At 43.2% G+C, this 13,983-nt stretch carries 12 protein-coding genes; 9 read left to right on the top strand and 3 right to left on the bottom strand.

Features of this window, described 5'->3' with window-relative positions:
• The first annotated feature begins 8 nt into the window (after positions 1-8).
• Positions 9-1,604, top strand: coding sequence for a carboxyl transferase domain-containing protein (locus ABJH64_RS16480; protein ID WP_348299602.1), 1,596 nt, complete (start codon positions 9-11; stop codon positions 1,602-1,604).
• A gap of 194 nt (positions 1,605-1,798) precedes the next feature.
• Positions 1,799-2,644 carry a transglutaminase-like domain-containing protein gene (locus ABJH64_RS16475; protein WP_348275203.1) on the top strand — a complete coding sequence of 282 codons (846 nt, stop codon included), beginning with the start codon at positions 1,799-1,801 and terminating at the stop codon, positions 2,642-2,644.
• On the opposite strand, the gene ABJH64_RS16470 is transcribed toward ABJH64_RS16475, so the two are convergent.
• Entirely contained in the window at positions 2,638-3,216 is a 579-nt protein-coding gene (locus ABJH64_RS16470) for a redoxin domain-containing protein (RefSeq protein WP_348275202.1), read from the bottom strand. The two genes, ABJH64_RS16475 and ABJH64_RS16470, sit on opposite strands and share 7 nt — an antisense overlap.
• The gene (locus ABJH64_RS16465; protein ID WP_348275201.1) at positions 3,217-3,846 is read right to left on the bottom strand and encodes a 4'-phosphopantetheinyl transferase superfamily protein; all 630 of its coding nucleotides are present in this window, start codon (positions 3,844-3,846) and stop codon (positions 3,217-3,219) included. It abuts the gene before it with no gap.
• A 35-nt stretch (positions 3,847-3,881) separates the two neighbouring features.
• Here ABJH64_RS16465 and ABJH64_RS16460 point away from each other — a divergent pair, with 35 nt between their 5' ends.
• The 4 genes from ABJH64_RS16460 to ABJH64_RS16445 all read left to right on the top strand — a co-directional run bounded on the left by ABJH64_RS16460 (position 3,882) and on the right by ABJH64_RS16445 (position 6,705).
• The gene (locus ABJH64_RS16460) at positions 3,882-4,796 is read left to right on the top strand and encodes a WD40 repeat domain-containing protein (RefSeq protein WP_348275200.1); all 915 of its coding nucleotides are present in this window, start codon (positions 3,882-3,884) and stop codon (positions 4,794-4,796) included.
• Between the two features lie 93 nt (positions 4,797-4,889).
• A complete protein-coding gene (locus ABJH64_RS16455) occupies positions 4,890-5,855 on the top strand; it encodes a DivIVA domain-containing protein (protein WP_348275199.1) in 966 nt (321 codons plus the stop codon).
• The gene (folB, locus tag ABJH64_RS16450; protein WP_348275198.1) at positions 5,855-6,220 is read left to right on the top strand and encodes a dihydroneopterin aldolase; all 366 of its coding nucleotides are present in this window, start codon (positions 5,855-5,857) and stop codon (positions 6,218-6,220) included. Before ABJH64_RS16455 ends, folB begins: the two co-directional genes overlap by 1 nt.
• A gap of 29 nt (positions 6,221-6,249) precedes the next feature.
• Entirely contained in the window at positions 6,250-6,705 is a 456-nt protein-coding gene (locus ABJH64_RS16445) for a DUF4268 domain-containing protein (protein WP_348275197.1), read from the top strand.
• Between the two features lie 230 nt (positions 6,706-6,935).
• Here ABJH64_RS16445 and ABJH64_RS16440 read toward each other — a convergent pair whose 3' ends face one another.
• Positions 6,936-7,736, bottom strand: a complete 801-nt coding sequence (locus tag ABJH64_RS16440) for an N-acetylmuramoyl-L-alanine amidase (RefSeq protein WP_348299601.1) — start codon at positions 7,734-7,736, stop codon at positions 6,936-6,938.
• A 103-nt stretch (positions 7,737-7,839) separates the two neighbouring features.
• On the opposite strand from ABJH64_RS16440, the gene ABJH64_RS16435 reads away from it, so the two are divergent.
• From ABJH64_RS16435 to ABJH64_RS16425, 3 genes are all read left to right on the top strand, one after another.
• Positions 7,840-10,533 (top strand): putative LPS assembly protein LptD, encoded by a 2,694-nt coding sequence (locus ABJH64_RS16435; protein ID WP_348274006.1) that lies wholly within the window; start codon positions 7,840-7,842, stop codon positions 10,531-10,533.
• A gap of 247 nt (positions 10,534-10,780) precedes the next feature.
• On the top strand, positions 10,781-11,524 hold the full coding sequence (locus ABJH64_RS16430) for a DUF4197 domain-containing protein (protein WP_348274005.1): 744 nt from the start codon (positions 10,781-10,783) through the stop codon (positions 11,522-11,524).
• Positions 11,525-11,864: 340 nt separating this feature from the next.
• Positions 11,865-13,670: a hypothetical protein gene (locus ABJH64_RS16425; protein ID WP_348274004.1), complete on the top strand. Its 1,806-nt coding sequence runs from the start codon at positions 11,865-11,867 to the stop codon at positions 13,668-13,670.
• The last annotated feature ends 313 nt before the right edge of the window (positions 13,671-13,983 follow it).

The raw sequence follows: 13,983 nt of genomic DNA, 5'->3' as shown, positions 1-13,983 counted from the left end.
ACTCCGCAATGGAAGATTTGCTTCAGACCTTGCAGGCAAAATACGAACAGGTAAAACTAGGAGGAGGTACTAAAAGAATCGAAAAAGAACACGCAAAGGGTAAGTTAACCGCCCGTGAGCGAATAGATTATTTACGTGATCAAGGCACGGAATTTTTAGAAGTTGGAGCTTTTGTGGCGGATGGAATGTATGCTGAGGAAGGCGGTTGTCCTTCAGGCGGAGTGGTTACAGGAATAGGCTATGTGAGTGGCCGGATGTGCATGATCGTGGCCAATGATGCTACTGTCAAAGCAGGAGCTTGGTTCCCGATCACTGCCAAGAAAAATCTTAGAGCCCAAGAGATTGCCATGGAAAATCACCTACCAGTGATTTATCTGGTGGATAGTGCCGGCGTTTTTCTTCCCATGCAAAATGAGATTTTCCCGGACAAAGAGCATTTTGGACGTCAATTCCGAAACAATGCAAAAATGTCTGCCATGGGTATAATCCAGGTAGCTGCGATCATGGGTAGCTGTGTAGCGGGTGGAGCTTATCTCCCGATCATGTCCGACGAAGCGATGATTGTGGATAAAACGGGCTCGATATTTCTGGCAGGTTCCTATCTGGTAAAATCAGCAATAGGTGAGACAATAGACAATGAAACGTTAGGCGGCGCAACCACACACTGCGAAATCTCCGGCGTCACTGACAATAAATACGATACAGATCAGGACTGCCTAGATGCCATCCGAAAGATTTTTGATAAAATAGGACACAATACAACTGCGGGCTATGATCGGGCTGATTCTCAAAAGTCTGGCTTCAGCGGAGAAGAATTGCTTGCCAACTTCCCTACCGAGCGCGTCAAACCATACGATATGCTCAAGATTGTGAAGGGATTGGTAGATGGAGGAGAATTTGACGAATACAAGGAAGATTACGGTAAGACTTTGATCTGCGGAACTGCCCGAGTGGACGGTTGGGCTGTGGGAATCGTAGCTAATCAGCGGAAAATCGTCAAAACTGCCAAAGGCGAAATGCAGATGGGCGGAGTGATCTACTCCGACTCAGCTGACAAAGCTGCCCGTTTTATTATGAATTGCAATCAGCGGAAAATCCCCTTGATTTTCTTGCATGATGTCAGCGGATTTATGGTTGGCAGCAAAGCAGAGCATGGCGGAATCATCAAAGACGGCGCAAAAATGGTGAATGCTATGGCTAATTCTGTGGTTCCCAAATTCACCTTTATCCTTGGAAACAGCTACGGAGCAGGTAATTACGCCATGTGCGGAAAAGCCTATGATCCTCGCTTGATCTACTCATGGCCAACTGCCCAGATGGCAGTGATGTCTGGAGCCGCTGCTGCTAACACCCTTCTGCAAATCAAAGTTGCCGGACTTAAAAAACAAGGGAAAGAGATTTCTCCTGAAGATGAAAAGGAATTGCTAGACGAAATCACTTCTAAATACAATGAGGAATTGAGCCCATACTATGCCGCAGCTAGACTTTGGGTGGACGGGGTGATAGATCCTCGGGAGACCAGAAAAGTGATCAGCATGGGAATAGAAGCAGCTAATCATGCGCCGATTACCGAAAGATTTAACGTGGGCGTGATTCAGACTTAGGTCGATTTGTAATAACTTATTATTGTCCGCAAACACGCAGGTGGATTTAGTGCCTTTGAGCAACAAGGCCGATGCCGCCTCGGTTCTTGAGATTAACTTATTCAGTCTGGCTTTTCCATCGTTCGTTATAGAAAAGTAACCAGACATCGTACTTTAAAATACGTTTTCATCCTATTACCCGCAGCCATTTGACTATGAGTGAATTGACTCCCGGAGAATTAAATGCCTTAGTTTCCTTATTGGATGATTCAGATCATGAGGTCAGGTCGCATGTGCGTGACAGGATTATTTCTATAGGCAACGAGATTATTCCTTTTCTGGAGGAAAAATGGGAAAACAGCTTCAATCCTGAGATTCAGAAAGAAATTGAAGAATTGGTCCACGATCTCCAGTTTTCGCTGTTGAAAGCCCGGCTGAGGGAATGGCGAGACACCGACGATCGGGATTTGCTCACGGGGCTTTGGATCATCAACACGTATCAATATCCGGATTTGGAATATGCAAAGCTGAATGCTGACATGCATCAGATTTACTTTGAAGTTTGGACTGCTTTCAAAAATGATCTCAACCCGTACGAGCAGGTTCGGTCCATCAACAATGTGCTTTATAACACCCTTCGATTCGCTGCCAATACCAAGAATTTCCATTCCCCGGCCAACAGCATGCTGTCATCGGTTTTAGATTCGAAGCGTGGAAATCCACTCACATTATGCTCCATCTATTTACTTATTGCTAAAAAACTAGGTCTGCCGATCTATGGCGTAAATCTCCCCAATCTCTTTGTGCTCACGTACAAAACTGCTGACCTCACCTTTTACATTAATGCATTTAACAAGGGGTTGATTTTTAGCAGAACGGATATTTTCAATTACCTCGAGCAATTGAAAATCGAGCCAAAGGAAGAGTACTTTGAGCCATGTGCCCATCTACAGATTATGCTGCGGATGTTTAGAAATCTGGAAAATTCCTTTGAGAAACTTGGCGAGTCTGATAAGGTTAGAGAAATCAGAGAGTTGATCGAATTGCTGAATGCTCAGTAAGTACGCACATTACAACCCACAGCCCGCACCTGCTCAGGGCTGGGAGTTTCCCCTTTCAAGATAGAATCCATGGCTTTGTCCAAGTATTTGCTCGAGACTGCGCTCTCTGCTTGGGGATTGTTATCTATAGCTCCACGGTAACTTACCACTGCACCACTCGGGCCAGGCGTGAGAAGGATGACCTCCGGGATTTTGGTGATTTTATAAAGCTTGGCCAACGCCTGCTGTGCATCGATCAAGTAAGACATATTCACTCCAGATGCGTCTATGTAGCTTCGCAAACTGGCTTTATCCTCCTCGCTCCCACTCAATTCGGTATTCACTAACATGAGCGTGAAGCCCTGATTTTGATACTTGCTCCGCAAAGCAATCAATCGGGCCTCATACATATTAGAAAAGGGACATTCTAAACTATGGAACACCAGTACCAAGCCTTTGCCTTTGACCTGAGACTGAATATTGATGACCTTGCCAGTCACGGCATCCGTGAGGTTTATTTCTTGTAAACTTTGCGCAGAAATCGAGAAAGTGACCGAAAGAAAAAGGAAGAGAAGTGCTAGAAGATTTTTCATTTACCAGATGGTGTAAGTGAGCACAACGTCCGAGATCACCCGAACTTGTACCGTGTAATGATGATCGGTGAAATCCGTCCCTCGGATTCTACCTTTGATGATTCCTGCCTTGGAATCAAAAGGTTCCAGCAGGATATTTTCTCGAAATGAGACGCCACGTTTTCCTTGGCATTTGAAAATAGATTCTTTGGCAGACCATGCCATCGTGTAGTGCAAGGGGTCTTTTTCCAGAAAGTCTAATTCTGACTGAGCGAGGAACCTGAAGCCAATTTTTAGGATTTTCTCCCGGATCAAATCCATGTCTATACCCACAGGAGTATCACGGTGATAAATGGCCCCAGCATAGCCCAAGGTATGAGTCAGAGAAATGTATCCGTGCCCATCCATTGCCTGAGATTTCCCGTGTTCATCTTTGAAAAAACCGGGATAAGGAACTTGTAATACCTCTAAGGCATCACGTATGGCTATTCTAGCAGTTGCCCATTCCCGTTTTTTTTCGAGATGGGAAATATTCGCAAAGGCCAGTTTTTCGCGAAAGCTGAGGAAATCCATGTCATTTTCATCCTGGGTTTCGATAATCTTGATGGCCAAGGCCGAGGAAGAATCTATTTTCTCTATTTTTGTTTGCATAGGAATGAAGAATGCCAATAGGCTCCGTCCAATATATGTCAAAAATAGAAGTTAATAAATTACAAACCCTAACGGGGCACAATGACTGTATCTACGCACTCACCGAAGGCTCCAATCCCAGGTATTTCTATACCGGCGCAGGCGATGGTATGGTGGTAGCCTGGGATTTGGATCATCCTAAGGATGGCAAATTGATCGCGAGACTTCCGCATTCGGTGTACGCACTCGAGACAGATCCACTCAGAAATCTACTTTTCATCGGGCATAATTTCGAAGGAATCCATGTGATCGATTTGAATGAAAGCAAAGAGATCTGGTCTTTAAAACTGACCGATCAAGCGATATTCGACATCAAGGTTTTTGGAGATGAGGCTTATATCGGAACTGGTGATGGGGTGCTAATCGTGGTAGATATCAATTCAAGAACAGTCAAAAAACACATCAAGCTGAGCTCCAAAAGTATCCGGGTGATGTCGATCGCCACGAGCAAGAGACACTTGGCAATAGGTCTCAGCGATCATTCAGTGAAGGTATTGGACTTGACAAATGATTTTAATCCGATTGCTAACCTGACCGCACATACTAATTCTGTATTTGCACTTTCCTATTCTCCCGATGAGACACAGCTCCTCAGTGCGGGTCGGGATGCAAACCTGAAATTTTGGGATACAGACAAGTATTCTCTACAAGAAAATATCGTGGCACACATGTATGCCATTAATTATTTATATTTCAAGGAGGACGGAAATCTCCTAGTTACCTGCTCCATGGACAAGTCAATTAAGATTTGGGATGCAGAAGAGAGAAGACTCCTCAAAGTCATCGACAAAGCTCGAAATGCTGGTCATGGCACTTCCATAAATAAGGTAATTTGGAGTAGCTATAACCAACACGTCATTTCAGTTTCCGATGACCGTACTATTTCTATTTGGAAAATTGAAGCGAATTAACCCATGAAATCAAGCCAAACTGTAAGTCTCAAAATCTAGAGATTAGAGTCATTCGAGATTCCCTCTGGCGTTCAAAAGATAACATATTGACACATGAAGATCACACCAGCAGCCATTCGGCAAAAAACCTTTGAAGTTGGATTTAGAGGATATGAGAAAAAAGATGTAACCGCATTTTTGGATGAAATAAGTGAAGTAGTAGATGCGCTTCATAAGGAAAACATGGAGCTGAAAACCAAGCTTCAAAACACCGAAGCTGAAGCTAAGCGTCTGAAGGATGTAGAGGAATCTCTTTTCCGCACCTTAAAAACAGCCGAAGATACCGGCGCTGCGATCATCGTAGAGGCAAATGAAGCAGCAGATTTGATCATCGCTGATGCAAACGAAACCGCCGATAATGCTACCAGGCACATTGATAAGCTGCTGGCAGACACTAAAAAACAGGCGGAAGAACAAGCCGCTGCCATCATCAGCGCTGCAGAGACAAAAGCCAAAGAAACCATCGTGGAGCTTAGAGAAAGTATGCAGGGCTTAGTAAGATCCTATGAAGGTCTGGCTGAGCAGCGAGAGTCTATGGTCAAGAGCCTGAGAAGAATCGCTCAGGATACGGCCAATCAAATAGACCTATCCGAAGCGCATTTCTCCAGAATAGATGCCAAAGCACATGCTAGAGCTATAGATGAGTTGAGTAGATCTCAGACATTTACTTTTGCCAACTTAGAAAATCTCGGATACGAAGAAGAGGAATTCGTAGCGGAAAAAGTGGAAGAAAGTCCCCTAGCCCAAATGGAAGTCTTCGAAGAACAACTCGAAATTGAAGAACATGCCACTACGACTGACTTGGAGTTGGACATAGATGAGGAGGAGATGGCAGAACTCGAAAGAGAAGACACCAAGATGCAACTCGAAGACGAGGCGCTAGAAGAGGATATCGAAGAGTTAGAAAATGAAACCGAGAAAAAACCACTCGAAGAACCAATGAAGCCGCAAGCTTCCCAACCCAAATACAACGAGGAGCCTAAGAACCAGTCAGGATCCTTTTTTGACCAATTCAACTAATGGGAAAAGTAAGTCTAGAGGGAATTGAATTTCATGCTTACCACGGAGCTTATCCTGAAGAAACCGTTCTGGGAAATCGCTTTACCCTAGATCTCGAGCTGGAGACAAACTTCCATCAAGCCATGCTGCACGATGATCTCAGCGCGACAGTAGATTACTCCAAGCTGTACAAACTGATCAAAGCCAGAATGGATGTGCGTGTGAAACTCCTCGAACACCTCGGTCACATGATCGTCACTGATATTTTGGAAGCTTATCCTACGACCAAACACATCAGACTTACCCTCAAAAAACATCACCCAGCTCTGGGCGGACTAGTAAAATTCTCCTCTGTGCAGATCCAATACCCAGAAGATTACACCTGACATGAGGTCTTCAGAAAATTTAATTCACCTTGTACAACAGAGCTGAAACATCGAGAATCCGATCGGAATTTTGGATTGCTTTCGGGCAATACATGAAGCCAATTCCCAATTCAGAAGGCAGAAGGATCAATTGGCCGAACTACAAAACCGGTGTTCGTCATATCTATTTTCGAATGAAAGCGGAGAATGATTTTGCGTCGATTGGAATTGAACTGGGACATGCTGACGAGGAACTTCAGGAGTTGTATTTTGATCAGTTTGCCCAATTCAGAGCAATGCTGGAAACGATAGTAGGCGAAGAGTGGGACTGGATATTACTGGATCAGAATGAATTTGGCCAGCCAGTATCCAGGATTGAAAAAATTCTTCCGAATGTGAATGTGATGAATTCAGACGATTGGCCGGAGATTATCTCATTTCTGAAGCCAAGGATCATCGCATTGGATGAGTTTTGGGAAAATGTGAAGCCTGGTTTTGAGAGTTGATCGAAAATAAAAGTGAGTAGAATTATCCGCAATGATGCCATTTGACTTACACTCTTTGCCAACTATGTCGGAAGATCGGTGACCGATGCGTCCTCAATTCTTAAGTTTGATAGGTGCTATGTTGCTTTTTGTCTTTTTACTGGTGAAATAGCAGAGGTACAAGAAAATTAGTACACAAATAAGCCCTTCATCGTAAGAAAAAGGGCTTTATAAATTTTTATACTAGAAAATCAATTTTTCTCAATCGACTCTTTATAATCTCGAATAGAACGATAAATGGCAGAAGCCATATATTCTTTTCCTTCTTGACTCATCAGGAATCGCTCCTCTTCAGAATTGGAGAGAAAGCCCAATTCCACCAAAACTGAAGGCATGGAAGGAGTCCACAAAACGTAAAAAGGCCCTTGCTTCACACCTCTACTTTTTCGACCAACTCGATCTCTGAACTGAGTCTCTACATTGTCCGCCAAGGTCACAGAATTTTCGAAGTGCACTTTGGACATCAGGTTGAACATCATGTAAGACTCTGGAGAGGCGGGATCAAAACCTTCGTAGTTTTCCTCGTAGTTATCTTCCAAAAGAATCACAGAGTTTTCGCGCTTTACGATATCAAAGTTGGCGTCAAAATGCTTCGTACCCATGACGAATGTTTCTGTTCCGTACGCTGACTTATTGGGAGCGGAGTTGGAGTGAATTGAGACAAACAAGTCTGCTTTATTCGTATTGGCAATCAACGGTCGATCTTTCAGTGAAGGGAAGCTGTCGTCATCTCTTGTGTAAATAACTTCTACATCCGGCAAATTTTCTTTGATGTATTTCCCGACCAAAAGAGTCACCGCAAGATTGATGTCTTTTTCTCGTGACTTAGACCCCAGATTACCAGGATCTTTGCCACCATGACCTGCATCGAGGACGATTTTTTTCATCCGAAACTTGGGCATCATAGATTCGTTTGAAATGAATCCTCCGAATACAAAAGGGATACATAATAATAGACTAAGAAGAATTTTTTTGTTTTTGGACCGTTCCATGAGGGCAATAAAATTAACTTTACACGAAATTTCTATCAAATTAAATAAAGCGTAAGCAACAGTGCAGGGATTCAGGCTCTTTTTATTTTGCTTTTTTGGGCTATTGATTGTTCCGCTAGTGGCGACTGCGCAGAACCCCGTCCGCAAACTTGAAGAGAAACCCTTGGTGCTTCCTGATACGTTGATGCCACCTTCAGGTGATTTGATAGCTTTGGACACCATTCCTACTTCTGCAGATTCGCTTGCTGCCTCTGATTCGACAAAAATTATGCCCAGGAGTGATATCTCTACAGATATTACCTATTATGGAGAAGATAGTATTGTATCAGATTTTACAGAAAATAAAATCTATCTCCACAAGCAGGCATGGTTTGAATACGGACCGATGCGACTGGAGGCTGACTTGATTGTAATAGACTGGGCAAACTCAGAACTCTATGCCTCGGGGGTCACCGATAGCCTCGGAAATGTAACTGGCGCCCCCTATTTCAAGGATGGAAATTCCACCTATGAAATCCGCAAAGAAATGCGGTACAATTTCAAAACTCAGAAAGCCATCATCAAAGACGTGGTCACTGAGCAGCAGGATGGAATTCTACGGGGAGAAACCATAAAAAAAATGGAGGATGGCTCTGTCTATCTGGCAAATGGCTACTACTCTACCTGTACCCTTGCCATTCCTCATTACCACGTAGCGGCAAACAAAATCAAATCCGTAGAAGGTGGCCAAATAGTAGCCGGCCCGTTCAATTTATACTTCAATGGCATACCTACCCCACTTGGATTGCCGTTTGGAATTATCCCTAATACCCCTGAGGAGAAAGCTTCCGGGCTGATTTTCCCCTCCTACGGACAGGAGCAAAAGCGAGGCCTTTACCTTCGAGACTTAGGCTATTATTTCGCAATCAACGATTACATTCATGCGAGAATCACAGGGGATATCTACTCTAATGGAGGCTGGGGATTAAAGTCACAAGCTGCCTATAAAAAACGCTACAGATTCGGTGGTTCATTTAATATAGATTTTCAAAAATTCAAATCACCTGAAACCGAGCTGAATCCGGTGGATTATAATACGTTCCGAATCCAGTGGTCACATAACCCGGTTTCCAGAGGTAACAGCAGCTTCTCTGCCTCCGTCAATGCTGGCTCGACGAGTTATTTCAACAACATCGTCAACCCAAATAACTTCAATAACAATGTCACTTCGGACTTGTCCTCCACGGTCAATTACTCGAAGTCCTTTACCGGAACTCCTTTCTCCTTCGGAGCAAGCATGAGGCATTCCCAAAGTGTTCAAACCGGCGAAGTGCAGCTAAGTCTTCCTACGATGAATCTAAGTATGAACAGGCAGAGCCCTTTCAAAAACTCCAAATTTGAGCCCCTGAAGACTTTTAATATAGGCTATAGCTTCGACCTGCAAAACTCCATCACCAATAAGGTAACCCAAGATTTCGGAGTGGATCCAGATCTGGTGGAAAATTCAGGAGCTCCAGAGCTCGTCCCTTTCACGCCAGCTAATTTTGGATACCTACTACAAAATGCCAATAACGGCGCCAGAACTCGAGTTCCAATCAGTTCTAATTTCAGGTTACTTAAGCATTTCACCGGAACTGCGTCTGCTACACTGAATGAGCTTTGGTATCTGAAGCGCATCAATTACTTCTATAATCCGTCAGAAGAACGAGTGGACAAAATCTTGGAAGATGGGTTCAATCGCGTAACCTACTACAACACGGCGTTCAGCATGAACACGAATATTTATGGTTTTTTCAATTTCAAAAAAGGAAACATCCGAACAATTCGTCAGCTTATTCAACCTTCGATTAGCTTCAATTTCTCTCCGGATTTTTCTGACCCATCGCGAGGCTATTATCAGGAAGTTCAGATCAATGAGGAGGGAGATACTCGACTTTATTCTCGTCAGGCTGGGTTTGCTTATAGCGGTGCTCCTCAAGGGGAAAGTAGAGCTATGAGCTTCAGTCTTCGTAGTGTGTTGGAAGCCAAAATTCTAGACAAAGCGGATTCTACTGGGGAGGGAAAAACAAAAAAAATCCCTCTGCTAGAAAACCTTGACCTGAGCTCTAGTTACAACTTTGCAGCGGACTCATTCCAGCTGGCTCCTATTCGAATCAGTGCTAGAACTAGCTTTTTCAACAGAAAACTTTCTGTGAACATGAGCTCGACCCTAGATCCCTACGCCACACAACCTTATTTGACCACTAATGGACAAGAGTCTATTCGATCCATCAATGAATTTGCATGGAAAAATGGACAGGGAATCGGAACAATACGAAGTGCTTCTCTGAATATGAACGCCTCCATCAACCCCAACAGCGCTCAAAATCAAGGTGAAATAAGAGATGAAATGACCAAAGATTTTATGCAAAGTGGTGGAGTGATGAATGATTTCGTAGAAAGTGAAATCAACAGAATAGCCACCGACCCGAGTTTATACATCGATTGGGATATTCCATGGAATGTATCGTTTGGCTACGTCTTATCCTATAATAAGCAAGTGTCTGGAAACACTAACATCACGCAAACAGTGAGTATGAACGGAGATTTTTCCTTGTCAGAAAAATGGAAAATCAACTTCAATACTGGCTTTGATGCCCAAACTAAAAAGCTCACCCAAACGATGATCGGAATCGCTAGAGATCTACACTGCTGGCAGATGAATGTCAATTGGGTCCCTTTTGGTGCGTTTACGTCCTATAATATCGACATCCGCGTGAAGTCCACCATTCTGCAAGATTTGAAGGTTTCCCGAAGAAGGTCATTTTTCGATAATTAGAACTACATAGGATAAGGATTGCTAAGAAGTTAGCGGAATTTGGATCCCTGACCAGAATTGTTTTTTCCCTAACAACGCTCTGCTGACTAGCTGGTTTTGAGACTGATGAGAAATTCTTGGAAAAAAGTAGAACTTCTAAAAAGCAGCTTTCCCTAGAGCTATTCTAGCTTTTTCATATCTAAAAGTCCTCCGGTTCGTTAAGCCTAGTACTTCATCCTTATAAACCAACTCTTAATCCGAACAAATAATGCACAAGTTATTCGTAATCAGTTTTTTCCTAATAGGATCTTTCACCCTTCTCTCCTGTGAATCTTTCACGCCGATCACGGGAGCGATGGGACAAAACTCATCACCCAGCGTCAACTCGGTTCCATCTACCAGCGAAATTAACACTGGGCTAAAAGCTGCCTTGGAAAAAGCGACCGATATAAGTGCAAAAAAATTGGGTTCTAAAGATGGATACCTAAATAACCTTGACGTAAAAATCCTTTTTCCTGAAGAAGCTAAAAACATAGAGAGTACATTGAGATCCCTCGGATTGGGTTCGATGGTAGATCAGGTGATCACTAGTGTGAATAGAGCTGCTGAGGATGCAGCAACATCTGCCATACCTATCTTTACCACAGCGATCAAGCAAATGACGATCACTGACGTGAAAAACATTCTTTTGGGAGATAAAAACGCAGCTACCACCTACTTCAGCGAAACTACCTCCCCATTATTAACTGCCGAGTTCTCACCGATCATAGATGCTAGTCTGAAAAAGACTGATGCTACTAAATATTGGTCTGATGTTATGACTCGATATAACAAGGTTCCCTTTGTTAAAAAAGTAGATACCGATCTGACTTCCTACGTGACCAAAAAAGCCATTGATGGGCTATTTGTAGAAATAGCTAAAGAAGAACTTAAAATCAGAGGGAATATTTCAGAGCGTACTTCTCCTATCCTACAAAAAGTATTTGGCTACGCTGACAAGGAAGGGAAATAAGAATTCCTGATCCTATCTTACCCGATGCGCAAGTCTTATGGCTTGCGTTTTTTTATGAATAGCCCCTATTACACCAGTAAATGAATAACCCCAAACTAATAAATCGCAACCTTTAGTAGTGAAGTTCAACGGCCGCCAGTCGTGGGACTTTTGTCCGGATGAGCAGGGGGATTAAGAGTATTGGTAAGCTTGCGGAAAATCAGATTTTCTATTTTCTGATTTAAGGTAAATCCTCGTGACCTGACAAAAGTCACACTTTTTAATGAGTCCTGCCAGACATAAAGGCGACGAATGAACCTAAGTTTGTTACTTCAAAATCAAGCCAAATTCACCTTCAGATATGCCTTATCAAACCACTGCACATAGCTTCCATATTCCTGTCATGGGCCTCGGATACACCGTGGACACGCCTATCAAAGTAGCCAAATATGGAATTTCCAGTGTGGTATCCATCATGGATGATCACCTTCTGGAAGATATGCGGAAAATTTACTCGAAGAAATTTGTTAGGGAATTTATCCCTATTGCTGATACCGAAGAAGATTATAGAGCCAAACGAGTGACAGCTTACCTAGACCTCACCCAATCGCTGGTAGAAGAGCAATTCAATAAATTGATCAGTACGGACTGGTCCAATTCCACTGAATTCCATAAGTATCTGAACCTTTTACCGGAAAATGCCGAACTCCTGAATTTATTTGCGAAGCTAGAAACTGCCACAGAAGCGGAGAAATTCCAACTCAAGGAGGAATTCAAATCCAAACTGAGTATGGGAGCCGTGGATGTGAATATCATGACTAAAGTAGATAAACTCAACTATGATAAAGACGGACAAGAATTGCCAAGAGAGTATTCTGATGCTTTGTCAGCTTTACGGGGTTTTGCTCAGAGCAAAGCCAAAGGTTCGGTAGTTTTCTCTGCTGGAATGAATCCGGCTTTATACGGCTATGCTGAGCAATTTTCAGAGTTTTATCCCAATCAATTTGGAGAGATTTCGAAGGGAATCATCCTTAAAGTCAGTGATTATAGATCTGCTCTGATCCAAGGAAAGTTCCTGGCCAAGAAAGGGCTTTGGGTCTCAGAGTTCAGAATTGAATCTGGCTTGAACTGCGGCGGACACGCCTTTGCCACGGATGGATTCTTGATTGGGCCGATTTTGGAAGAGTTCAAAACCAACAGATCGGAGCTTTTTCAGACTCTTTACGAAACCTGCCAAAAGGCACTGCAGACCAAAGAAGCAAATCCACTTTCTACCAGCCCTACTTTCAAGATCACGTATCAGGGAGGAATAGGAACAGCAACTGAAGACAGCTTCCTACGGGAATACTATGAACTTGACGGTACTGGCTGGGGAAGTCCTTTCTTACTAGTGCCAGAAGCTACCTCAGTGGATGACGACACACTGGAGCGTCTATTGAAAGCAAAGAAATCAGACTTCTATCTAAGCCACGCTTCGCCCCTAGGTGTGCCGTTCAACAACCTCCGAACTTCCTCTGGCGAGGAGCAACGCATCGGAAGAGTGGAGAAAGATCGAGCAGGAAGTCCTTGCTATAAGAAGTTTCTGATGAATAATACCGAATTCACCGAGCAACCCATTTGCACGGCATCTAGGCAATACCAGAACCTAAAAGCCAAGCAGTTTCAAGCTGGGGAAATCGACACCGTGGAAATGGAAAAAGTTCAGGCGAAAGATTGCCTATGTGAGGGATTGAGCGCGCCGGCGATTTTGGCAGCTGGAGAAACCCCGAGACGTAATCTCACCGCTGTTACCATTTGTCCAGGTCCCAATCTCGCCTACTTCAAAGGAACATTTACGCTCAAAGAAATGGCGGATCATATCTATGGCAAATTAAATCTTAATGTCGATCTAGATAGACCGCATGTGTTTGTGAAGGAATTGCAGCTTTATGTGAATTATTTAAAAAAAGAATTTGAAACCAAAATCACTGAAAAAGTGGCGAAGAAGGAAGTGTATTTGGAGAAATTCAGAAATAACCTGATCGAAGGTGTAAGCTACTATCAGGATATGATCAGCTCAGTTCAGGTGGATTCTGATGATATTTTACAGAAAATGAAGGGTCAGTTCCTCAACTTAAAAAATGAAATAGAGTCCTTTACCTTGTCGCTAAAAGCAGAGGTTGTTTGAAAATAAAATTGATTATAGGTTGAATGTTTGTGCAAAAAGGCTTCTCTAATTAGAGGAGTCTTTTTGCATTTTGGTCCATGGACAAAACGGGCCAACAGCTAGCTGCATAAAAAACAACAACATTTTATAGGTAATTTTTTCCTAGCCCCAGTAAAAGGCCAAAAGCATTGCAGGAATTGGTTAAGGTGAGAATAGAAGCCGTTCCCGTAGTTGATCATTGCTCTTCCGACCAGATAAGCAAAGCGTATCAGGCGAATGGAATGCTAGCGGATAATCAGACACTTTATTTCATTGTTATTCAATACTTTGTATC

Source organism: Algoriphagus sp., assembly GCF_039969895.1.
Lineage (GTDB): Bacteria > Bacteroidota > Bacteroidia > Cytophagales > Cyclobacteriaceae > Algoriphagus.
Note: the sequence above shows the minus strand (reverse complement) of the source record. Positions and strands in the feature narration are given on the sequence as shown.

Bases quoted from the DNA above. Each gene is read 5' to 3' on its own strand.
- ABJH64_RS16465 (WP_348275201.1), bottom strand. From the start codon at position 3,846: ATGCAAACAAAAATAGAGAAAATAGATTCTTCCTCGGCCTTGGCCATC.
- ABJH64_RS16460 (WP_348275200.1), top strand. From the start codon at position 3,882: ATGTCAAAAATAGAAGTTAATAAATTACAAACCCTAACGGGGCACAAT.
- ABJH64_RS16480 (WP_348299602.1), top strand. From the start codon at position 9: ATGGAAGATTTGCTTCAGACCTTGCAGGCAAAATACGAACAGGTAAAA.
- ABJH64_RS16440 (WP_348299601.1), bottom strand. From the start codon at position 7,736: ATGGAACGGTCCAAAAACAAAAAAATTCTTCTTAGTCTATTATTATGT.
- ABJH64_RS16425 (WP_348274004.1), top strand. From the start codon at position 11,865: ATGCCTTATCAAACCACTGCACATAGCTTCCATATTCCTGTCATGGGC.
- ABJH64_RS16470 (WP_348275202.1), bottom strand. From the start codon at position 3,216: ATGAAAAATCTTCTAGCACTTCTCTTCCTTTTTCTTTCGGTCACTTTC.
- ABJH64_RS16430 (WP_348274005.1), top strand. From the start codon at position 10,781: ATGCACAAGTTATTCGTAATCAGTTTTTTCCTAATAGGATCTTTCACC.
- ABJH64_RS16475 (WP_348275203.1), top strand. From the start codon at position 1,799: ATGAGTGAATTGACTCCCGGAGAATTAAATGCCTTAGTTTCCTTATTG.
- ABJH64_RS16455 (WP_348275199.1), top strand. From the start codon at position 4,890: ATGAAGATCACACCAGCAGCCATTCGGCAAAAAACCTTTGAAGTTGGA.
- folB (WP_348275198.1), top strand. From the start codon at position 5,855: ATGGGAAAAGTAAGTCTAGAGGGAATTGAATTTCATGCTTACCACGGA.